This window comes from uncultured Litoreibacter sp., assembly GCF_947501785.1.
GTDB lineage: Bacteria > Pseudomonadota > Alphaproteobacteria > Rhodobacterales > Rhodobacteraceae > Litoreibacter.
Genome location: NZ_CANMXB010000001.1, coordinates 3,270,736 through 3,291,322 on the forward strand (window position 1 = coordinate 3,270,736; position 20,587 = coordinate 3,291,322).

Genomic DNA, 20,587 nt, shown 5'->3' on the forward strand with positions numbered 1-20,587 from the left:
TGCCGGCTGGATAGCACGGCGCAACCGGATTGGAGCCAAGTATTTTGCAATACTGAAACCGTTGCGGCCTGTGGCCCGCATTCCGCGTCAGGACCTTATCCCCGCCCGTGCGCGGCATTCCAGTCCAGCACCGGATTGGTCGGGATGATCCGATGCGGGTTAATGCTCTCGTGGCTGTAGTGGTAATGCCGCACGATATGGTCGAAATTCACCGTCTCGGCGATCCCCTCCGTCTGGAACAGCTCGCGGGTGTAGCCCCACAGGTTGGGGTAATCCACGATCCGTTTGCGGTTGCATTTGAAATGCAGGTGATAGACCGGGTCAAACCGCACCAACGTGGTGAACAGCCGCCAATCGGCCTCCGTCAGCGCGTCGCCCATCAGGTAGCGGTTCTCATTCAACCGCTCCTCCAGCCAGTCCAGCGTGTCGAACAGCGGTCCCACAGCGGCGTCATAGGCGTCCTGCGAGGTCGCAAAGCCCGACTTGTAAACGCCATTGTTCAAAGTGTCGTAAATCCGGTCATTCACCGGCGCAATCGCGTCGCGCAAGGCCTCCGGCCAGAAATCCAGATCATTCCCCGTCAGTCCGTCAAAGGCCGCGTTGAACATGCGGATGATCTCCGAGCTTTCGTTGCTCACAATCGTCTCGCGCTGTTTGTCCCACAGGATCGGCACTGTCACGCGGCCTGACACGGTAGGGTCCGCCTTGGTATATATGTCGCGCGCAAAGGGCAGGCCATAAAGCTGGTCCCCCGTGGCCCCCTGATCATCCGTCTCAAACGTCCAGCCGTCGCCCAGCATGTCGGGATGCACGGCAGAGACGTCAATCAGCCCTTCCAGCCCTTTGAGCTTGCGAAAGATCAGCGTGCGATGCGCCCAAGGGCAGGCGTAAGACACATAGAGATGATACCGTCCCGCCTCAGCGGCAAACCCGCCGTCACCCGACGGCCCGGCTGATCCGTCTGCGATAATCCAGTTGCGAAACCCGGCGGTAGAGCGTTTGAACGCCCCGCCCGAAGACTTGGTGTCATACCACTGGTCTTTCCACTCGCCGTTCACCAACAGGCCCATCGCGTCTCTCCTTCGTCTGCGTCGGGCAACCCCTAGCAAAGCCGCCCCGCCCAAGTCACCTCCATGCTTCCGCACAGAAACTGCGCGTGCCGCAATTGGGCCCTCCGCCGCCGCTTCCCCCATTGCGGCCCGCGCGGCACATCTGTACATCTGCGACTCAGACGAGGGGCCGCTTGGCCCCAGAGAGGTTGGCGGCCTTCGGATCGACCCAAATAGGGGGTCCACCGGTTGCATCGTCCCACGGGCCGTTCGCGGCACCTCTCCCCAATTGAAGTTGAAGAAAGGTGCCCCGATGGCCAATGTGATGACCCGTTTGCTGCTTGCCTCCACTGCTCTGTCCGCCACCCCCGCAATGGCCCATGTCGGCCATATCGGCGAGGCAGCAGGCCATGGCCACTGGATCGCGGGCATCGCCATCGGCGCGGCGGTCGGCATCGGGCTGTGGGGCGCGCTGAAGGGCAAGAAGGACCCGAAGGCGGAACCGGCGGAAGAGGCCGAGGAAGACGGCGAAGAGGAACCGGCATGAGCAAAACAGGTGTCATGATCTGCGGCCACGGCTCACGCTCCCAAGCCGCCGTGGACCAATTCTCCGTCCTCGCCGAAAAGCTGCCCGCCTATTTCCCCGACGATTGGCTGGTCGAATACGGCTACCTCGAATTCGCCAACCCGGTGATCCGCGACGGCCTCGACACCCTGCGCGAAGCGGGCTGCGACAAGATCCTTGCCGTCCCAGGCATGCTCTTTGCCGCCATGCACTCCAAGAATGACATCCCCACCGTCCTGAACACCTACGCCGCCAAACACGGGATCGAGATCAGCTACGGCCGCGAACTCGGCGTCGACCCAAAAATGATCGCCGCCGCCGGGGCCCGCATCCAGGACGCGGTCGACAAGGCCAATGCCACACAACATGTCGCAAACGATGACACCTGCCTCGTCGTCATCGGTCGCGGCGCGTCCGACCCCGACGCCAATGGCAATGTCGCCAAAATCGCCCGCATGCTGCATGAAGGCATGGGCTTCGGCTGGGTCGAAACAGGCTATTCCGGCGTCACCTTCCCGCTGGTGGAGCCTTGCCTGCAACACGCGGCCAAGCTGGGTTACAAACGCATCATCGTTTTCCCCTATTTCCTGTTCACCGGCATCCTGATCGACCGCATCTACGGCTTCACCGACCAAGTCGCCGCGGAACATACAGACATCGAATTCGTCAAAGCGGGTTACCTCAACGACCACGCAAAGGTGCTTGAAACCTTCGCCGAACGCGTGACCGAGCAGATGGGCGCCAACCCGCCCCCCAATTGCGGCATCTGCGGCTACCGGGAACAGGTCTTGGCCTTCGACAATGGCGAACACCGCCACATCACGCCCGACCAGCGCAATCACCCGGCCTTCGCCGACACGCCGCCCCCCACATGCGTCTTGTGCAAATACCGCACGCAGGTCCTCGGTTTTGAGGCCGAGGTCGGCGCTATCCAGGAATCCCATCACCACCACGTCGAAGGCCAAGGCGCGTCTGCGCCGGGGTCCAACGTCGCAGATTGCACCCATTGCGACACGTTCTGCACCGGCGTCTGCCGCTTGGAAATGCAGGACCACCACCACCATCATCACCACCACGGCCATGACCACAGCCATGCGCACGACCACGACCATCACCACCACGCCCCCTATCCACATGCCAAACACCCCCACGGCCCCGAAAGCGCCCGCAAGGCAAAAGCCTAACGCTTCGTTTTGGCAAAAATACTCAAACCCCACGGCCCCAGTCAGGCGCACCCATGAGACCCTACGAGAAAAACCCAGCCGAGATTTACAAGGCCAGCTTCGCCACCGTGCAGGCTGAGGCCAATCTCGCGCGGTTCCCAAACGGGCTCGACCGCCTCGCCACCCGCGTCATCCACGCCTGCGGCATGGTCGAAATCGCCGACCGTCTGGCCTTCTCGGACACCGCCTATCTCAAAGGCTACGCCGCGCTGCAAAACGGCGCGCCGATCCTGTGCGATTGCGAAATGGTCGGCGCGGGCATCATCCGCCGCTACCTGCCAGCAGAAAACGAGGTTATCGTCACCCTAAACGACCCATCCGTGCCGGACCGGGCCAAGCAGATCGGCAACACAAGGTCGGCCGCGGCGGTCGAGCTGTGGCAGCCGCATCTCGAAGGCGCCGTCGTCGCCATCGGGAACGCGCCGACCGCTTTGTTTCACCTCCTCGATCTGATCGACCAGGGCTTCCCGAAGCCCGCCGTGATCCTCGGCTTCCCTGTGGGCTTTGTCGGGGCCGCCGAGTCCAAGGCCGAACTTGCTGCCAACCCGCGCGGCTGCGACTTCGTGGCGCTGAAGGGCCGCAAAGGCGGCTCGGCGATAGCCTCGGCGGCAGTCAACGCACTCGCCGCAGGCCTGCCGGAGGTGTCACATGGTTAACGCCCGCCCGCAGACACATGTATGTACAGCCTGTGTACAGGGTGTGTACGCGCGGTGTACGCCGGAATATGGGAGATCAGACATTGGTTAACGCGCCCTGGCTCCACATTGTTGGCATAGGGGAGGACGGCATGGACGGCCTCACCCCCGCCACCCGCGCCGTGGTCGAAGCTGCCGAGATTATCGTCGGCGGTGACCGCCACCACCAGCTCTCAGACAGCGTCACCGCAACCCGCGTCGCGTGGCCGTCACCTTTCGACTCGCTCATCGAAAAACTGAATGAATTCAAAGGCAAACGCGTGGTGATCCTGGCTACTGGTGACCCGCTCTGGTTTTCCGTCGGCGCGCGCATCGGGCGCGCGATTGACCCGTCGCAGATCGTCTACCACCCGCAACTTTCCGCTTTCCAGCTGACCGCCGCTCGCATGGGCTGGAGCCTCGCTGACGTCGAAACCCTCACCGTCCACGGCCGCCCCGTGCACCAGATGGTCGCTTTTATCCAGCCAGATCAAAAGCTTATCATCCTGACCACCGGTGCCGAGACCCCCGCCCAAATCGCCAATTTCCTGACCGAGCGCGGCTTCGGCGGGTCCGAAATGACGGTCCTCGCCAATATGGGTGGCGAAAAAGAGCAACGTTTTGAAGGGCTTGCAGACAGCTGGACGCACGAGGTCCCCGCCTTCAACACCCTTGCCGTCAACTGCATCGCCGCCCCCGACGCAGCGCTTCTACCCCGCGTCCCGGGCCTCTCGGATGATCTGTTTCAATCCGACGGAACCATGACAAAACAAGAGGTTAGGGCCGCCACCCTTGCAAAACTCATGCCCATGCGCGGCGCGTTGTTGTGGGATATCGGCGCAGGCTCTGGTTCTGTGGCCATCGAATGGATGCGCGCCGCACGCTATGCCCGCGCCATTGGCATTGAACCCCGCGCCGACAGACGCGCTATGGCTGCCGAGAATGCGCTCGCGCTGGGCGCACCGAAACTGCAACTCATCGACGGCGAGGTCCCCGCAGCGCTCGACGGTCTCGACGCGCCGGATGCGATCTTCATTGGCGGGGGTCTTAGCAGCGAGACCTTTGATATTGCTTGGAAAAACCTGCGTCCTCTGGGCCGTCTGGTGGCCAATGCCGTGACGCTGGAAAGCGAGGCGCTGCTCATCGCGCTGCACAAAAAACACGGGGGCCAGCTGGTCAAAATCGGTGTTGAGCGTGCCGAACCCGTGGGTCGCTTGACCGGCTGGCGTCCCGCCATGACCGTCACCCAATGGAGCCTGGTGAAGCGATGACGGGCACGCTTTACGGCATCGGTCTGGGCCCCGGCGACCCGGAGTTAATCACTTTGAAAGCCGCACGCCTTATAGAGGCCGCGACCACCATCGCCTACCCGACGTTGGCCGGTGGCGACAGCTTCGCGCGGGCGATCGCGAAAGACCTGATCAAACCCGGCACGCGCGAAATTCGCATGGACGTGCCCATGACGACCGAACGCCAACCCGCTCAGGACGCCTATGACGCAGGCGCGGCGGAGATCGCTAAGGTCCTGGAAACAGGCGAAAATGTCGTCTGTCTTTGCGAGGGCGATCCGTTCTTTTACGGCTCCTTCATGTATCTTAACGCCCGGTTAATTTCTGATTTCAACGTCGAGGTCATCCCCGGCGTCACCTCCATCACCGCCTGCGCCACCCGTGCGGGCATGCCCTTGGCGGCCCGCAACGAACGCCTCACCGTGCTGCCCGGCCCTCTGCCCGAAGCCGAGCTGAAGACCCGCATCGAGGGCGCGGAAAGCGTCGTCATCATGAAGGTTGGCCGCCACCTGCCCAAGATCAGAGCCGTCATCCATGCGCTGGGCCTGACCGATCAGGCAACGTATGTCGAACGCGCCACCTTGCCCGAAGAGGTGGTGCTGCCGCTCGCCCAAGCCCCTGAAAAGGCACCGTATTTTTCCATGATCCTTCTCACGAAAGGGGCCGATCCATGGCTCTAGCTCCGGCAGTCCTCTGCCTCAACCGCGCGGGCGAGGCCACGGCGCACCGCATCGCCAAGCTGCTGAATGCCCCCGTGCATGGCCGCGAGGCCCGCGTTGATCAGGCCGATGTGTTCTTCGCAAACGCGCTTGATCACGCCCGCACCCTGTTCGCCGCTGGCACGCCCGTGATCGGCGTCTGCGCCTCCGGCATCCTGATCCGCGCGGTTGCTCCGTTGCTGGCCGACAAGACAGCCGAGCCGCCGGTTCTTTCCGTCTCCGACGATGGCGCAGTTGTGGTGCCGCTGCTTGGCGGTCATCGTGGGGCCAACCGCTTGGCGACACAGATTGCTGAAGGATTACAGTCGGTTGCGGCTGTGACAACGGCTGGTGATGTGGCGCTTGGCGTGGCTCTGGACGAGCCACCCGTGGGCTGGCGTCTGGCCAACCCGGAGGCCGCGAAAGAGGTCATGGCGCAGCTTTTGTCCGGTGCAGGCGCACGGATTGAGGGCGATGCGCCGTGGTTGTCCGATCTGCCAAGGGGCGACGCGGTTACCATCAGCGCCGGGATCGCGCCCAGCGGCGCTGACCTGCAATTCCACCCTCAACGCCTGACCCTTGGCGTCGGCTGTGCCCGCAACTGCCCGCCCGAAGAGCTGCAGGCATTGGTGGAGCAAACCCTTTCAGAAGCAGGCCTCGCCGCAGGGGCCATCCACTCCGTCAACACAATCGACCTGAAGGCCGACGAGCCTGCCTGTTTCGTTTTGGCAAAAATACTCAATCGCCCGCTTCGCCTCTTCACGGCGTCCGAGCTGGATGCACTCACCCCGCAAGTCGCCAACCCCTCTGACGTGGTGTTTGCCGAGGTCGGCACCCATTCGGTGTCAGAGACTGCGGCCTTGGCGCAATCAGGTGGCACGGTGTTGGTGGCCAAGCGCAAAACCAGGAACGCCACCTGCGCGCTGTCAATCGCCGCCGAGCCGCTTACCGAGTTAAAAGGCCGGTCGCGCGGCAAACTGTCGATCATCGGCATTGGCCCGGGCCAGCATTCGTGGCGCACGCCTGAGGCGTCCAAACTGGTGCAGGACGCCGAAGAGCTGGTAGGCTACGGGCTGTACATCGACCTGTTGGGGCCGCTGGCTTACGGCAAAACGCGGTCCGACTTCCCGCTTGGTGGTGAAGAGGACCGTTGCCGCTACGCATTGGAGCAGGCGGCGCTGGGCAAGAATGTTGCCCTGATTTGTTCAGGCGACGCAGGCATTTACGCGATGGGCGCGTTGGTGTTCGAGCTGCTGGACCGCGCGCCGGACGAGATGGGCGTCAGCGATGCCGCGCACCGGGTGGAGGTCGTCTCCACCCCCGGCGTGTCGGCTTTGCAAGGCGCGGCTGCGCGAGCCGGGGCTCCGTTGGGGCACGACTTCTGCGCGATTTCCTTGTCCGACCTGTTAACCCCCCGCGAAGACATTGTGAAACGGCTGCATGCAGCGGCAAAAGGCGATTTCGTCATCGCCTTTTACAACCCGGTGTCTATGCGCCGCCGAACGTTGTTGGCGGAAGCGCGGGACATTTTGTTGCAGCACCGGCCCGCAGATACGCCAGTGATGTTGGCGAGCTCTCTGGGGCGGCCCGAGGAGCACGTGCGGTATCGCAAGCTGAGCGAGTTGGAGGTTGATGAGGTGGACATGCTGACTGTGGTTTTGGTGGGATCCTCACATTCCAAACTTGCGCAGCTGGGCGAGGGGCCGCGCATGTACACACCGCGTGGTTATGCGCGCAAGATTGATGGGGATTTGGCGTGAGGGAGGTACGACGCTCGCCTGCGGCTTCGCCCCGCCCACCCTCCCGTATTGGAGCTGAGACATGACGGTTTATTTTATTGGCGCGGGCCCCGGTGATCCTGAATTGCTGACTTTGAAAGCGCAGCGGATCATTTCGGAATGCCCAGTGTGTTTGTATGCAGGCTCATTGGTGCCGGAAGCCGTCGTCGCAGGTGCACCTGAGGGCGCGCTGGTGATGGACACCGCGCCAATGACCCTGGATGACACACATGCGCAGATCGTCGCAGCCCACGCCATGGGCCAAGACGTGGCGCGCGTGCATTCTGGCGACCCGTCGCTTTACGGCGCGATTGCCGAGCAAATTCGGCGGCTCAAGGCCGAGGGCATCGACTACCAGATCATCCCCGGGGTTCCGGCCTATGCTGCCGCCGCCGCCGCGTTGGGGCAGGAACTGACGGTCCCCGAGATCGCGCAATCCATTGTGCTGACCCGCATGTCAATGAAATCGACCTCGATGCCCGAGGGCGAGACGCTGGAAAACTTTGCCCGCACAGGGGCGACACTGGCCATCCATCTAGGCATCCGCGCCCTGCGCGAGATTGAGCGGGTTCTGACCCCGCATTACGGTGCTGATTGCCCGGTGGTGGTGGCCTACCGTGCCAGCTGGCCGGACGAGATCTTTCTGCGCGGGACGCTGAGCGACATCCACGCAAAGGTGCGGGCCGAAAAGATCACCCGGACGGCGCTGATCTTGGTGGGGCCGGCATTGGCGGACATCAAGGACTTCAAGGATTCCGCGCTCTATGACCCGGAAATACCCCATGTGTTGCGCCCCAAGGTGTTGGTGTAGCAAGATGTTGCTATGTCACAGAATTGAAACGAATATTTAGGATATTCTCGCCAAACTGGCTAAGCTGAACCTGTAGTTTGAGGGGAATCACCATGTCGACGTTTTTGTCACGCGAAGTTCAGGCGGGCCTTGAGGCCGCTCAAAAACAGGCCATGCGAAAACGGTCGCGGCTGCGGGTGCATGTGGGTGACGAGATTTACCCGATCCTGCAATTCGCCGGCAACACCTTCACTGTCGACGCGGACACCGCGCCGCATTTGCGCGGTCTGGTCGACATCTACGATGGCGGGCGGCACTTGTATCAGGCGCTGATTGTCACCTCGCAGGAAGAGGCCGGGGAATGGGTGTTTGAATTCAAGCGCAACACCGTGGCTGCCAATTCGGCGCCGCGCGACTTTTATGAAGAGCCGGACGCGCCGATTGCGCTATTGCCTGCAGGCTGACCTGCCAGGGCGTCCAGCACCCAAGCCTCAAAAGCGGCTTTGCCCTCGCTTGGCGGCGTGTCCCCGGAGATAAGCCAGTAAGCACGCGGCGAAGGCCATTCGAACGCATGCAACCGGACCAATTCCCCACGCTCTAACGCGGCTGCACTTGTCAACGCATCCCCCAACGCCACCCCTTGCCCTGCGCGCGCGGCGGCGGCCATGATCTGCATGTCCTGAAAAATCACGCCGTCATGAACTGGTCCGCCGGAGGCACCGGCGTACCTCGCCCATGCGGCCCAGTCTTTTCGACCGTCCAGATGCAACAGCGGCAGGCCCAGCACTTCGCCCGCGTCAAACGCCCGCCCCCCTGTCAGCGCGGGGGCTGCGACCGGGAAGAACGCAACATCCAACAGATGCCGTGCGCCCTGCGGCGCCTGCTCTGGTGTCAGAAAGCTGATATAGATGTCATCGCGCCGCCGCCCTAGGTCGCCATAGCCGCGTGGGGTGTTGATGGTGACCGCAAGGCCGGGGTGCATCGCGACAAACCCGGACAGTCGTGGCGCGATCCAATTCGCCGCAAACCCCGGCGCGACATTCAGCGTCAGGCTGCCGGTCATGTCGCTTCGGTCACCGGCTTTGGCCAAAACGGCAAGCGCGGGCGCGACCTCGGCTACATATTGGCGCGCTCGGTGGGTTAGCCGCACGCCACGCCCCTCGCGGTCAAGCAGGGCAAATCCCAGACCGGTCTCCAGCGCCTTCATCTTGTGGCTCACGGCCGACGGGGTCAGCCGCATTTGATGGGCGGTCTGGGTGATGCTGCCGGTCTTTGAAAGGCTGACCAAGGCCTGCAAGGCGGATGTGCTGGGGATCAATACATGAATCCATTTCAAGTGATTACTGAATTTATACCGTATGACATGAATTTTCTTTCATGTCATCCTGTCGCGACATCGTTTTAGGAGCCTGCCATGGAAGCCAGCTTTTCCCGCCGAGACATTTTGACCCCGCAAGAGCTACGCGCGCTGTCTGAGCGGTCGGACGCGAAAGGGTTCCTTCAGCTTGGCACCCATTTCGGTGCAATCGCCATCGTGGCCATTCTGCATGCGCAAGCCATGGGGTCATGGCTGGTTCTGCTCACCGGTCTGGTGCTGGGCGTGCTGCTGAACTTCCTCTACGCGGGCCAGCACGAGCTGTCCCACGCCACCGTCTTCAAAACCCGCAAGCTGAACGAGGTTTTTGGGCGCATCATCGGGTTCATCCAGATTTTCCCCCGCGACTTCGACCAGGTCATGCATTTTGCCCATCACCAATATACGCAGGATTGGGAACGCGACGGGGAACTGGTGCGCGAGCCCTACACCCTGACCACTTACCTGTTGTGGCTGACCGGCGTCACTTACTGGCGCAACCGCATCGTCGGCAACATCCGCCGCGCGCGGGGTATCATTCTGGAGCCCTATATCCGCGCAGAGGAAGAGGCCAAGGTCATCAAGGAGGCACGCATTCACATCGCACTTTACGCGCTCATCGCTCTTGCCAGCATCACACTCGGCACATGGGCCGCGCTGACCTTCTGGATCCTGCCGATGATCCTTACCAAACCCATCCACCAGCTGCAAAACACCATCGAGCATCTGGGCCTCAGCCACGAGCAGGACATTCTGGAAAACACCCGCTCCACCCGCACCAACGCGCTGTTTCGCTGGCTGTGCTGGCAGATGCCCTACCACACCGCGCATCACACTTTCCCCGCCGTACCTTTCTGGAAGCTGCGCGAGCTCAACGACAAGCTGGAAAGCAAGGCAGGCGAGGTGCACCGTATGGGCTGGATCGAGTTCCAGATCGAGGTGATCTCCAAGCTGCGCGCCAAGGATGAAAGCCAATATCCGATGGATGAGGTCTGGATAGTGCCAACCTCCGGCGGGCGCTCCGCGCGGATCCCCGCGGAATGAGGCGGCTCAAGACCTACACCTCGCTTTGGGCGATGCAGCCGCATGACCAAACGGGGGTGAAACTGCCCTATGATCAGGTTTGCGAGATGGTGGCAGGTGCCGGTTTCGACGGCATGGCGATTGATCTGGGCGCGTCCGATGTGGCAACCGCCCACGCGGTGCGTCCGCATATGGAACGCAACAACCTGACGCCGCTGATCGTGGCTTTCCCCAAGACCATCGAAAGCCTCGAAGACACGCTGAAAATGGCCAAGGATTTCGGCGCGCCTTTTGTCGATGTGATCGGGCAGGTGATGCCGATTGCGCTTGATGACATGGTGCCGGTGGTCGAGACGTGGATGGAGATGGCCGACAAGATCGGCCAACCCATCCAATTTGAAACGCACCGCAACTGCATCACCAATGACCTCTACACCACGCTGCAACTGATCGACCGTATCCCCGACATGCGCATCTGCGCCGACCTCAGCCATTACGTTGTGGACCGCGAATTCTGGTTCCCGCTCTCAGATCATGACCTCGGACTGATCAGCCGCATTCTCGAACGCTCCGACAGCTTTCAGGGCCGCGTCGCGTCTCGCCAGCAAATCCAGCTGCAGCTGGACTTCCCGCAGCACCAGAAATGGGTCGACCTGTTCAAAGGCTGGTGGCGCGAGGGCCTGACCTCTTGGCGCGACCGCAATACGACCGGCGATTGCATCTTTGTGTGCGAACTTGGCCCGCCGGAATACGCCATGACCGGCCCCGACGGGAAAGAAATGTCCAACCGCTGGGAAGAGGCGCAGGTCATCAAGGGCTGGGTCGAAGACATGTGGCAGGACTTAGAGCAGGGATAATTCCGTGCTATGCTCCCTCCCAACTGCATGGAGGAGACGCTCGTGAAAATCGACCAACCAACGCCTGAACTGCCCGTCCCCGATGTGGAGGCGGCTCAGGCCTACTATCGCGACCGGCTGGGGTTTAACGTGGCGTGGTACAACGAGGACGGCCAAATCGGCGCGGTGTCGCATGGGGATTGCGCCCTGTTTTTTCGCAAGACCGACGGCCCGATTGCTGCGGGAACGTTCTGGGTGTTCTGCGCCGATGTCGACGCCGCCCATGATGAGCTGCGCGAACGCGGCGCGCCCATCACCGACCCGATCAGCGACAAACCTTGGGGGATGCGGCAATTCACGGTCGAAGACCCAAACGGGCATCGGTTCTATTTCTTCCACGACCTGTGACGCGGCAAACAAGCGGGGCAAACGCGGTCCCTTCGTCGCCAATTCCCGGCAATTCGAAGATTCTTGCGGGCAGATAACATTCTGGCCGGATATCTTCACCAAACTGGCCCTATCGCGCGGCAATTCGGACAGGCATGACGCGGGCGAACGCGCTACGTTGCGCGGGACATAGATTCGCCTTCAATTCGGGGACCCCTGCCATGATCCAAACACCATATCTCCTGTTCCTCGGCGACGCGCCGGACGCGCTTGCTGCAAAAGTGGCGCAAGGCATCAAGGACTGGCGGCCAGAAAACGCCGTCGGCCAATTCCGCATGGAGGGCTGCAACGCCGACATGGGCATCGCGGACATGACGCTGCAAGAAGGTCTGGACGCAGGCGCGAAGACGCTGGTGATTGGCGTGGCCAACCGGGGCGGTTTCATCTCGGACGCATGGAAGAAGGTGCTCGTTGAGGCTTTGGAAATGGGCTACGACATCGCGTCCGGCCTGCACAACCTGCTGCGCGACGAAGACGAGCTGCAGCGCGCTGCAAAAGTGCATGGCCGCACCCTGCATGACGTGCGTATCCCGACCGTGGCCTACCCGATCGCCACCGGTGTCAAGCGCACCGGCAAACGCGTGCTGGCTGTGGGCACCGATTGTTCCGTCGGCAAAATGTACACCGGTCTTTGCATGGACGCCGAAATGCGCAAGCGCGGCATGAAATCCACCTTCCGCCCCACCGGCCAGACCGGCATCCTGATCACCGGCGGCGGCGTGCCGCTGGACGCGGTGATTGCGGACTTCATGGCGGGCGCGGTTGAATATCTGACACCTGACAATGAGGACGATCACTGGGATCACATCGAGGGGCAGGGCTCCCTGTTCCACGCGTCCTATTCCGGCGTAACCATGGCGCTGGTCCATGGCGGCCAACCCGACGCGCTGGTGCTGGCACATGAGCCCACCCGCAAGCACATGCGCGGCCTGCCGGATTACCAACAACCGTCGCTGGAGGCGCTGCGCGACATGGCGTTGACATTGGCCCGCGTGGTGAACCCTAAATGCGAGGTCATCGGCATCTCGATCAACACCCAACACATGGGCGAGGATGAGGCCAAGGCCTACATCGCCGAGGTCGAGGGCCGCATGGGTCTGCCCACCACCGACCCGTTCCGCTTCGGTGCCGAACGGCTGGTGGACGCGTTGGAAGGGCTGTGATCTCGGTCACCGCTGATACGTTCAAACTGGCGGAGGTCTTCACGATCTCCCGTGGCTCGCGGACGGAGGCCAAGGTGCTCACCGTCCGCGTGACCCGTGGCGGGGTGACGGGGGTCGGCGAATGCGTCCCCTATGCCCGCTATGATGAGACGATGGACAGCGTCACTGCAGAAATCATGGGGCTGCCGGGCAACATCTCCCGCGTTGACCTGCAATCCGCACTGCCCGCCGGGGCTGCCCGCAACGCGGTCGACTGCGCGCTCTGGGATTTGGAGGCCAAGACCCAAGGCAAACGCGTTTGGGACCTTTTGGGCCTGCCCGCGCCGAAGCCTGAGATCACCGCCTACACCCTCTCGCTGGCCGAGCCTGACGCGATGGAGGCCTCCGCCCGCAAAAACGCGCACAGGCCGTTGCTGAAGATCAAGCTCGGCACACCTGATGACATGCCCCGGCTCGAGGCCGTGCGCCGAGGCGCGCCGGATACACCGATCATCATCGACGCCAACGAGGGCTGGACGGCGGACGTGTATTCCGACTTGGCCCCGCATCTGGTCCGCCTTGGGGTAAAGTTGGTGGAACAACCTTTGCCTGCGGGCGAAGACGATATGCTGGCCGAGATCGAACGCCCGCTTCCGGTTTGCGCCGACGAGGCCTGCCACGATCGCGGCTCGCTGCCTGACCTGATCGGCAAATACGATGTCATCAACATCAAGCTCGACAAGACCGGCGGGCTGACCGAGGCGCTGGAACTTAAGCGTGAAGGCATCGACCAAGGCTACGGCGTGATGGTGGGCTGCATGGTCGGCTCGTCGCTCGCCATGGCGCCGGCGACCATTCTGGCGCAGGGCGCGGCATTTACCGACCTTGACGGCCCGCTTCTATTGGCCGAAGACCGCGACACACCGCTAACCTTTGACGACCAAGGCGTGTACGCACCCGCCGCCGCATTATGGGGATAATTTCATGAGCCGCATCGTTTACCTGAATGGCGAATACCTGCCCGAAGCTGACGCCCACGTGTCCATCTTTGACCGCGGCTTCCTGTTCGCTGATGCGGTTTACGAGGTCACCTCGGTCCTTGGCGGCAAGCTGATCGCCTTTGACGGCCACGCGGTGCGGCTGCAACGCTCCGTCGATGAGCTGGGCATGAATTACAAAGTCGACATGGACGAGCTGCTGGAAATCCACCGTCAGTTGGTGGAACGCAACTCCCTTGAGGAAGGCATGATCTACCTGCAGCTGACGCGCGGCAATCCGGGCGACCGCGACTTTGTCTATCCGGCACAGGACACCACCCCGACATTGGTGCTGTTCACCCAGACGGCGAACCTCTTGAACAACCCCAAGATCAACACCGGCATGAAGGTCATCACCGTCGAGGACCAGCGCTGGGCGCGGCGCGACATCAAGACGACGCAGCTGCTGTTCCCGTCCATGGCCAAGATGATGGCCAAGGCGGCGGGTGTGGATGACGCATGGATGTTTGAGGATGGCGCGATCACCGAAGGCTCTTCCAACAACGCCTATATCGTGAAGGACGGCAAGATCATCACGCGGCATCTGGGCAACGAGATCCTGCACGGGATCACCCGCGCGGCGGTGTTGAAATTTGCAAAATCTGCGCAGATGGAGGTCGAGGAACGCGCCTTCACCGTGGAAGAGGCCAAGAACGCGGACGAGGCGTTTATCACCTCAGCCTCGACCTTCGTGATGCCGGTCGTTGAAGTGGACGGTCAGGCGTTGGGCGACGGCAAGCCGGGTTCTGTCGCGGCGCGGCTGCGTGAAATCTATCTCGACGAAAGCCTGAAACAGGCGATCTGATCACAGGCCCTTATTCTCGCTCCCATCCCATTGCAGGATCACCTTGACCTCCTGCTGGGTGCGGATGCGGGCGTAGCCGAAGGTGTAATTGCCCTGCAATTTCGTATGCAGCGCTGCAATCTGGGCCGTGGACAGCGTGCCCGCGTCCACTTTGGAGAAGCCGATCACGTTCAGCCGGTGCTGCACCGAATTGACCAATTGCGGGTTGGGGTCGGCGGCTACCGGGGCCGCGACCACTGCCATGGACAGCCCAAACGCGACCAAAATCGGCTTCATCATGTCAATGCTCCTTAGCTTTGGAAAAACTTCACGATGCGGTTTTCGATCACCGCCCCGATGGAGCCACGAATGTCGGCATGGCCCTTGTTGCTGCCCGCCAGGTGGTTGATCTGCGCCAGTTGGGAAGAGTTCAACTTGGTCACATCCACATCAGCGTAGCCATAGGTCGGCAACACAGTCGACACGGATTTTTGCAGCTGCGTCAGGTTCCCTTCGGCGGCCACCGGGGCTGCGAGGGAAACGGCCATGCCGGTCGCGGCGAGAAATTTAGAGAAGCGCATTTGGTATCTCCTTTGCTATCTTTACATAGCCATACCATGCTCCATTCCAAGAGCGCAGACACCTTTTCTCACGTCGACGTTAAGCGGTGTAATCCCGCCTGCGCGCACTGAAACGAGTTGACGGTGAACAATCAAAGATACGCTTAGGGCCCATTTAGACGAATGTTGCGCAGAACCTGAATGATTGGCTTCCTATTTCAGAAGTACATTCCCTTCAAGGGACCGCGCGAAGCTTGCCCGCGGCAATATCCGAAATCTAGTGTTGGTAAGTTCAGCACTCAGGATACGGTCGCAACGGAATGTTCGCAGCGCGCCACGGAAGTGGTCGACCGCGAGAACGTACCAGATCGGATAGTTCAGCAGAAGGTAATGCGCCTCAATCTCTCGGGTGGTGACCTTACTGCGTTCGTCCACATAACGGATGGTCAAATTGGTTTGATCCAGAAAGCCTTGGTGCAGTTTTTGAACTGCTTTGCCATTGGTCGAGACAACAGACCCTTGAACGAAAGTCGAAGCCGTCTCTCCGATCAGTATTCGGGACTTCAGCCGATCAACCCTTTCCCGCTTCTCTGCTGAGAAAGAGGCAATGAGCTGCCGCCTGATGGACGCCAGATTCGCAAGAAAAATAGGCGACTTCATCTGTTCGGCAACGGAAATACTGATCAGAAGGTCAACGGCTTCCGGGTAGCTAAGATTGAGGCGCCCAATACCCCAGTGGCGATCCAGTCGAACGCCTCCGCCACGTCCGCGATCCGCGTCGATGGGAAGGCCTTGATCCCGCATCAGCTGCAAATCACGTGCGATCGTGCGCTCGCTCACGTTATGGCCTAACGCCAGCTCCTTGATTGTGCAAAAGCCCTCCTGTTTGAGATGTGCGGCCAAAAGTTCAAGCCGCCTGAGCCGATCATGGGAATTCGCGCGCGCCATCTCAGAAATACGACATAAAATGTCATATTTGACAATAGATACCGTGCTGACTCAACAACCATCGAAGGAGAAACGATGTCACCCGTTACCGTTATTGCACCGATCAAACTTGCTGAGGGCAAAACAGAGGCCGATCTGATCGCGGCCTCGGCGGCTTTCCAAAGGGACTTTGTCGCGCAAGAGTCAGGCGTGTTGCGCCGTGAACTTGTGCGTAAGCCCGACGGAACCTACCTCGATATTGTCCAGTTCCGCAGTCACGATGACTACCTGGAGGTGGTCAAGAAAGAGATGGAATCGCCCGTCTGCGCGTTGTTCTTTTCAGTTATGGACCTCAGCGATTTCGACCCCGAAGCCGAGATGGATGTCTTCGTCTCGCTTGAAACACATTGAACGAGGGTTTGCGGTCCTACTTGGGGCCGCAAACCGCCCTGTAACAGACATTCAGTCGACAACATTCAACGGCAAGTCTGTCCGCACAGCCGTCATTGGGTCCGGTCTAGCCCGCGTCCTTATGAGACACCTCAAATGCCGCTTTCTGGGCGTCGCTGGCATCCGTCTGGTGCTGCGCTTTCCACTCGTCAAAGGGCATGCCGTAGAACGCCTCGCGTGCTTCCATCTTGCCGATCTCGATGCCGCGCTCGGCGGCGGCTTCCTGGTACCAGCGGCTTAGGCAGTTGCGGCAGAAGCCGGCCAAATTCATCATGTCGATATTTTGCACATCGGTGCGCTTTTGCAGGTGGTCGCGCAGGGTGCGGAAGGCGGCGGCCTCCAGCTCCAGTTGGGTTTGGGCGTCCATGATGTTGTCTCCCTATAGGCCGGATGCGGCCAAAGTGTCGGTTAGGATCGGCGCGAGGCGGTCCGCCCATGCCATCTGATCGGCTTCGTTAGATATGAGGTCGTTGCGTATCTCGATCAAGACATGGGGGCGCCCATGCCGCAACGCGTGTTTGTCCATCGTGTCGCCGGTCAGGTGGCCGGAATAGGGCTGGTTGTCGCCGACGCACAGGTCGTCTTCCGCCCGTAGCCGGTTGAGCAGCGGGTCTGCCATGCGGCGGTCTTCCGCATACAGCACCCCGACATGCCAAGGCCGCGCTGGGCGGCCACGCAGCTGCGGCGTGAAGCTGTGGACCGAGACAATCACCGGGTCCGGCTGCGCGGCCGTGACCTGTGCGACGGCGTCGTGATAGGGGCGGTACATCGTGGATAGCCGGTGTTCGCGGTCTTGTGTGCTGACGGTTTTGTTGGCCGGGATGATGGTGCCGTCATAGAGCCGCATCACCAGGGTCGGGTCGTCTTCGCCGCGGTTCGGGTCGATGACCAGGCGGGAGAAGTTGGACAGCACCGCAGGGCCAGTCAGCCGTTCCGCCAAGGCGCGGGTGACCCCCGCCGCCCCGATGTCAAAGGCGATATGGCGGTTCATATCTTCGGGCGGCAGGCCCAGATCGCCGCCCGCCACAAAGGGTGGAACTGTGTTGGCCGCGTGGTCGCACAGGCACACAAACCGGCCGGGCCGGTCGGCGCCGGATATCTCGAATGGGTGGTAGGTCATCAATATCTGCCTGTTACATTTGCCTCATATTTAGGCGCAGTGTGAAAGAAGCGCCAGTTGCGATGCGCCGCGCTTTGGGTCATACGTGGCCCCGGCCCAACGATGAAAACTGAATAGATTAAGGATGACGCAGGTATGAGACGCCTCCGCAAGGTCAAGATTGTTGCAACTTTGGGCCCGGCCTCCAATGACTACGAAATGATCCGAGCCCTGTTTGAAGCAGGCGCCGATGTGTTCCGGCTGAACATGAGCCACGGCGACCACGCCGAAATTCGCGTGCGCCACGAGATCATCCGCCAGATCGAGAAAGACACAGGCCGCCCGATTGCCATTCTCGCCGACCTGCAGGGCCCCAAGCTGCGCGTCGGGCAATTCGCCGACAAAGAGGGCGTGGATCTGCAGGTGGGCCAAGACTTCCGCCTCGATCTCGACGACGCCAAGGGCGACGCCAAGCGGGTGCAGCTGCCGCATAAGGAAATTTTTGACGCGCTGGAGCCCGGCGCCTCGCTGCTGGTCAATGACGGCAAGATCCGGCTGAAGGTCAAAGACTGCGGCCGCGATTTCGCCGATTGCGAAGTTGTGGTGGGCGGGGTGATTTCCGACCGCAAGGGCGTGAACGTCCCCGACGTGGTGCTGCCGCTGGCCGCTTTGTCCGAGAAAGACCGCAAGGATCTGGAATTTGTCTGCCAGCTGGGCGTCGACTGGCTGGCGCTGTCCTTCGTGCAGCGCCCCGCGGATGTCGAAGAGGCCCGCAAGCTGGCAGATGGCCGCGCCGCGATCCTGTCGAAAATCGAGAAGCCGACCGCGGTCAGCTCGTTTGATGACATCTTGGCCGCCTCAGACGGCATCATGGTCGCACGTGGCGATTTGGGCGTGGAACTGCCCGTCCAGAACGTACCGCCGATCCAGAAACGTCTGATCCGCAAATGCCGCGCGGCGGCCAAGCCGGTGATCGTGGCCACGCAGATGCTGGAATCGATGATCGACAGCCCGATGCCGACCCGCGCCGAGGTCTCGGACGTGGCAACCGCCATTTACGAGGGCACCGACGCCATCATGCTCAGCGCGGAATCCGCCGCTGGCGACTTCCCCATTGAGGCCGTGACCACGATGAACAACGTGGCCATCGAGGTGGAAAGCGACGCCAACTACCTCGACATCATCGCGGCACAACGTGGCGGCAAGAAACACACGGTCGCCGACGGTATCGTTGTGGCGGCGCGCGAGATTGCGGAAACCACCGACATTCAGGCAATCTGCTGCTTCTCGCAATCGGGGACCACGGCGCTGCTGGTCGCGCGCGAGCGGCCTCATGTGCCCACCATCGCGCTGACCTCGCTGATGGGCACCGCGCGCCGGCTGTGCCTCAGCTGGGGTATGCAATGCGTGCTGACAGGCGAGGTGGACCGCTTCAAAATGGCGGTGGTCAGCGCTGCCCGCGCAGCGCGGGAGACCGGGATTGCGACCGAGAAGGACCAGATTGTCGTCACCGCCGGGGTGCCGTTCAACCAGCCGGGCACCACCAACATTCTGCGGGTTGCCCCGGTGGAAGAAAGATTGATTTTCGCCGCTGACCCATAATATTCTGGCTCCGTCTCATGGTGGGAGAGCGTTATGATTACGAATGAGTTTATTCTGGTTTTCGGCATAGTGATCGGCGTTCTCGCGATCCCGGCCATTATGTCGGCTTGGATGGACGGCAGCGCGCCCCGGGTGGCGTCATTCGCGGTCGTGATCTCCGGGGCGATGATCATCTACGCCATCTACAACACCCCGGGCGGCTACAGCGTCAACGAGCTGCCCGACATCTTCACCCGTGTGGTGGCCAGTTTCCTTTAACTTCAAGGCGCCATTTTCAGGGCGGCGGGCCGGAATCGCTTGCCAAGTGAAGCGCGTCGTCCTAGAAGGCGCGCTCGTACCCGTGGGACCGGCCTAGAAGGCATGCCGAGTCGCCGCGTTAACCACTCGATACCAAGGAGATGGAAATGCCAAAGATGAAGACAAAATCGGGCGCCAAGAAGCGCTTCAAGATGACGGCCTCCGGCCGCGTCAAAGCAGGTCAAGCGGGCAAACGCCACGGCATGATCAAGCGCTCCACCAAGTTTATCCGCACCGCGCGCGGCACGACGCTCCTCTGCAAGGCAGATGAGAACATCGTGAAAAAATACATGCCATACGCGCGCTAAGGAGAATTTGATATGTCCAGAGTTACTTCCGGCGTCACCACGCACGCCCGCCACAAAAAAGTCATCAAGGCCGCCAAAGGCTACCAGGGTCGTCGCAAGAACACCTTCAAGGTTGCCCGCCAGGCCGTCGACAAGGCCAACCAATACGCGACCCGCGACCGCAAGGCGCGCAAGCGCAACTTCCGCTCGCTGTGGATCCAACGGATCAACGCCGGCTGCCGCGCGATTGACGAGACGCTGACCTATTCGCGTTTCATCAACGGCCTGTCAAAGGCCGGCATCGAAGTAGACCGCAAGGTTCTGGCCGACCTGGCTGTGAACGAGCCTGACGCGTTTGCCGGTGTTGTCGAAAAGGCGAAAGCCGCACTGGCCTAAGCCAAGGTGCTCATCGAGATTTGAAAAGCCCCGCTCACGCGGGGCTTTTTTTGTGTGAGGAACGGTTGGAATGGGTCCGACCTGACACCCGAATTTCTTGAAGCCCGCTGATCCGCGCGTCAATTTCTCGAGGAGAAATTGCAGCGAAATCCTCATCGAGGATTTCGCTTCAGACCTTTTGTAAAGGTCTGTTTTGTCCGCTTGGTCATTGCCGAGCAATCGCCACTTTCCACGCCGCCGCCCCATCTCCCGAAAACCCTCCTTTGTTTCGCCCCGGTTT

26 protein-coding genes are annotated in these 20,587 nt (G+C 61.3%); 19 read left to right on the plus strand and 7 right to left on the minus strand.

The genetic code is table 11. The features are described 5' to 3' along the window. Positions 1-95: 95 nt before the first annotated feature. Positions 96-1,070: a glutathione S-transferase family protein gene (locus Q0899_RS16245; protein ID WP_299194161.1), complete on the minus strand. Its 975-nt coding sequence runs from the start codon at positions 1,068-1,070 to the stop codon at positions 96-98. A gap of 292 nt (positions 1,071-1,362) precedes the next feature. Here Q0899_RS16245 and Q0899_RS16250 point away from each other — a divergent pair, with 292 nt between their 5' ends. From Q0899_RS16250 to Q0899_RS16285, 8 genes are all read left to right on the plus strand, one after another. Further along, the gene (locus tag Q0899_RS16250) at positions 1,363-1,596 is read left to right on the plus strand and encodes a DUF6732 family protein (protein WP_299194163.1); all 234 of its coding nucleotides are present in this window, start codon (positions 1,363-1,365) and stop codon (positions 1,594-1,596) included. Then, positions 1,593-2,798: a sirohydrochlorin chelatase gene (locus Q0899_RS16255; protein ID WP_299194165.1), complete on the plus strand. Its 1,206-nt coding sequence runs from the start codon at positions 1,593-1,595 to the stop codon at positions 2,796-2,798. The genes Q0899_RS16250 and Q0899_RS16255 overlap by 4 nt, the downstream gene beginning before the upstream one ends. A 53-nt stretch (positions 2,799-2,851) precedes the next feature. Further along, entirely contained in the window at positions 2,852-3,493 is a 642-nt protein-coding gene (locus Q0899_RS16260) for a precorrin-8X methylmutase (RefSeq protein ID WP_298295721.1), read from the plus strand. 68 nt (positions 3,494-3,561) lie between these two features. Next, a complete protein-coding gene (cbiE, locus tag Q0899_RS16265; protein ID WP_299194168.1) occupies positions 3,562-4,782 on the plus strand; it encodes a precorrin-6y C5,15-methyltransferase (decarboxylating) subunit CbiE in 1,221 nt (406 codons plus the stop codon). Beyond that, the gene (gene cobI, locus Q0899_RS16270; protein WP_299195395.1) at positions 4,779-5,480 is read left to right on the plus strand and encodes a precorrin-2 C(20)-methyltransferase; all 702 of its coding nucleotides are present in this window, start codon (positions 4,779-4,781) and stop codon (positions 5,478-5,480) included. The genes cbiE and cobI overlap by 4 nt, the downstream gene beginning before the upstream one ends. Continuing rightward, on the plus strand, positions 5,471-7,258 hold the full coding sequence (gene cobJ, locus Q0899_RS16275) for a precorrin-3B C(17)-methyltransferase (protein ID WP_299194170.1): 1,788 nt from the start codon (positions 5,471-5,473) through the stop codon (positions 7,256-7,258). The genes cobI and cobJ overlap by 10 nt, the downstream gene beginning before the upstream one ends. A 61-nt stretch (positions 7,259-7,319) precedes the next feature. After that, positions 7,320-8,087: a precorrin-4 C(11)-methyltransferase gene (gene cobM, locus Q0899_RS16280; protein ID WP_299194172.1), complete on the plus strand. Its 768-nt coding sequence runs from the start codon at positions 7,320-7,322 to the stop codon at positions 8,085-8,087. A 92-nt stretch (positions 8,088-8,179) separates the two neighbouring features. After that, positions 8,180-8,530, plus strand: coding sequence for a hypothetical protein (locus Q0899_RS16285; protein WP_298295730.1), 351 nt, complete (start codon positions 8,180-8,182; stop codon positions 8,528-8,530). On the opposite strand, the gene Q0899_RS16290 is transcribed toward Q0899_RS16285, so the two are convergent. After that, positions 8,485-9,384: a LysR substrate-binding domain-containing protein gene (locus tag Q0899_RS16290; RefSeq protein WP_299194175.1), complete on the minus strand. Its 900-nt coding sequence runs from the start codon at positions 9,382-9,384 to the stop codon at positions 8,485-8,487. The two genes, Q0899_RS16285 and Q0899_RS16290, sit on opposite strands and share 46 nt — an antisense overlap. Positions 9,385-9,480: 96 nt before the next feature. Here Q0899_RS16290 and Q0899_RS16295 point away from each other — a divergent pair, with 96 nt between their 5' ends. From Q0899_RS16295 to Q0899_RS16320, 6 genes are all read left to right on the plus strand, one after another. Next, the gene (locus Q0899_RS16295; RefSeq protein WP_299194177.1) at positions 9,481-10,464 is read left to right on the plus strand and encodes a fatty acid desaturase; all 984 of its coding nucleotides are present in this window, start codon (positions 9,481-9,483) and stop codon (positions 10,462-10,464) included. Continuing rightward, positions 10,461-11,300, plus strand: coding sequence for a sugar phosphate isomerase/epimerase (locus Q0899_RS16300; RefSeq protein WP_299194180.1), 840 nt, complete (start codon positions 10,461-10,463; stop codon positions 11,298-11,300). Before Q0899_RS16295 ends, Q0899_RS16300 begins: the two co-directional genes overlap by 4 nt. Positions 11,301-11,342: 42 nt before the next feature. Beyond that, the gene (locus tag Q0899_RS16305; RefSeq protein ID WP_299194182.1) at positions 11,343-11,687 is read left to right on the plus strand and encodes a glyoxalase superfamily protein; all 345 of its coding nucleotides are present in this window, start codon (positions 11,343-11,345) and stop codon (positions 11,685-11,687) included. A gap of 200 nt (positions 11,688-11,887) precedes the next feature. After that, complete coding sequence (dgcN, locus tag Q0899_RS16310) at positions 11,888-12,889, plus strand: N-acetyltransferase DgcN (RefSeq protein ID WP_299194184.1); 1,002 nt, start codon at positions 11,888-11,890, stop codon at positions 12,887-12,889. After that, positions 12,886-13,848 (plus strand): N-acetyl-D-Glu racemase DgcA, encoded by a 963-nt coding sequence (gene dgcA, locus Q0899_RS16315; RefSeq protein WP_299194186.1) that lies wholly within the window; start codon positions 12,886-12,888, stop codon positions 13,846-13,848. Before dgcN ends, dgcA begins: the two co-directional genes overlap by 4 nt. A gap of 4 nt (positions 13,849-13,852) precedes the next feature. Continuing rightward, positions 13,853-14,710 (plus strand): D-amino-acid transaminase, encoded by an 858-nt coding sequence (locus Q0899_RS16320; protein ID WP_299194188.1) that lies wholly within the window; start codon positions 13,853-13,855, stop codon positions 14,708-14,710. Here Q0899_RS16320 and Q0899_RS16325 read toward each other — a convergent pair whose 3' ends face one another. The 3 genes from Q0899_RS16325 to Q0899_RS16335 all read right to left on the minus strand — a co-directional run bounded on the left by Q0899_RS16325 (position 14,711) and on the right by Q0899_RS16335 (position 16,197). After that, positions 14,711-14,989 (minus strand): hypothetical protein, encoded by a 279-nt coding sequence (locus Q0899_RS16325; RefSeq protein ID WP_299194190.1) that lies wholly within the window; start codon positions 14,987-14,989, stop codon positions 14,711-14,713. Positions 14,990-15,000: 11 nt separating this feature from the next. Beyond that, positions 15,001-15,270: a hypothetical protein gene (locus Q0899_RS16330; RefSeq protein WP_298295746.1), complete on the minus strand. Its 270-nt coding sequence runs from the start codon at positions 15,268-15,270 to the stop codon at positions 15,001-15,003. A 192-nt stretch (positions 15,271-15,462) separates the two neighbouring features. Continuing rightward, positions 15,463-16,197, minus strand: coding sequence for a WYL domain-containing protein (locus Q0899_RS16335; RefSeq protein WP_298295748.1), 735 nt, complete (start codon positions 16,195-16,197; stop codon positions 15,463-15,465). Positions 16,198-16,272: 75 nt separating this feature from the next. Between Q0899_RS16335 and Q0899_RS16340 the strand changes: the two genes are divergently transcribed. After that, positions 16,273-16,587 carry a hypothetical protein gene (locus Q0899_RS16340; RefSeq protein ID WP_298295750.1) on the plus strand — a complete coding sequence of 105 codons (315 nt, stop codon included), beginning with the start codon at positions 16,273-16,275 and terminating at the stop codon, positions 16,585-16,587. A gap of 106 nt (positions 16,588-16,693) precedes the next feature. On the opposite strand, the gene Q0899_RS16345 is transcribed toward Q0899_RS16340, so the two are convergent. Then, positions 16,694-16,993: a DUF1244 domain-containing protein gene (locus tag Q0899_RS16345; RefSeq protein ID WP_298295752.1), complete on the minus strand. Its 300-nt coding sequence runs from the start codon at positions 16,991-16,993 to the stop codon at positions 16,694-16,696. Between the two features lie 12 nt (positions 16,994-17,005). Continuing rightward, complete coding sequence (locus Q0899_RS16350; RefSeq protein WP_299194192.1) at positions 17,006-17,746, minus strand: N-formylglutamate amidohydrolase; 741 nt, start codon at positions 17,744-17,746, stop codon at positions 17,006-17,008. A gap of 135 nt (positions 17,747-17,881) precedes the next feature. On the opposite strand from Q0899_RS16350, the gene pyk reads away from it, so the two are divergent. From pyk to rplT, 4 genes are all read left to right on the plus strand, one after another. Beyond that, a complete protein-coding gene (gene pyk / locus Q0899_RS16355; protein WP_298295756.1) occupies positions 17,882-19,327 on the plus strand; it encodes a pyruvate kinase in 1,446 nt (481 codons plus the stop codon). Between the two features lie 33 nt (positions 19,328-19,360). Then, the gene (locus Q0899_RS16360) at positions 19,361-19,585 is read left to right on the plus strand and encodes a hypothetical protein (protein ID WP_298295758.1); all 225 of its coding nucleotides are present in this window, start codon (positions 19,361-19,363) and stop codon (positions 19,583-19,585) included. Between the two features lie 146 nt (positions 19,586-19,731). After that, positions 19,732-19,932: a 50S ribosomal protein L35 gene (gene rpmI / locus Q0899_RS16365; protein ID WP_298295760.1), complete on the plus strand. Its 201-nt coding sequence runs from the start codon at positions 19,732-19,734 to the stop codon at positions 19,930-19,932. 12 nt (positions 19,933-19,944) lie between these two features. Continuing rightward, positions 19,945-20,307 (plus strand): 50S ribosomal protein L20, encoded by a 363-nt coding sequence (gene rplT / locus Q0899_RS16370; protein ID WP_298295761.1) that lies wholly within the window; start codon positions 19,945-19,947, stop codon positions 20,305-20,307. Positions 20,308-20,587 lie beyond the last annotated feature (280 nt).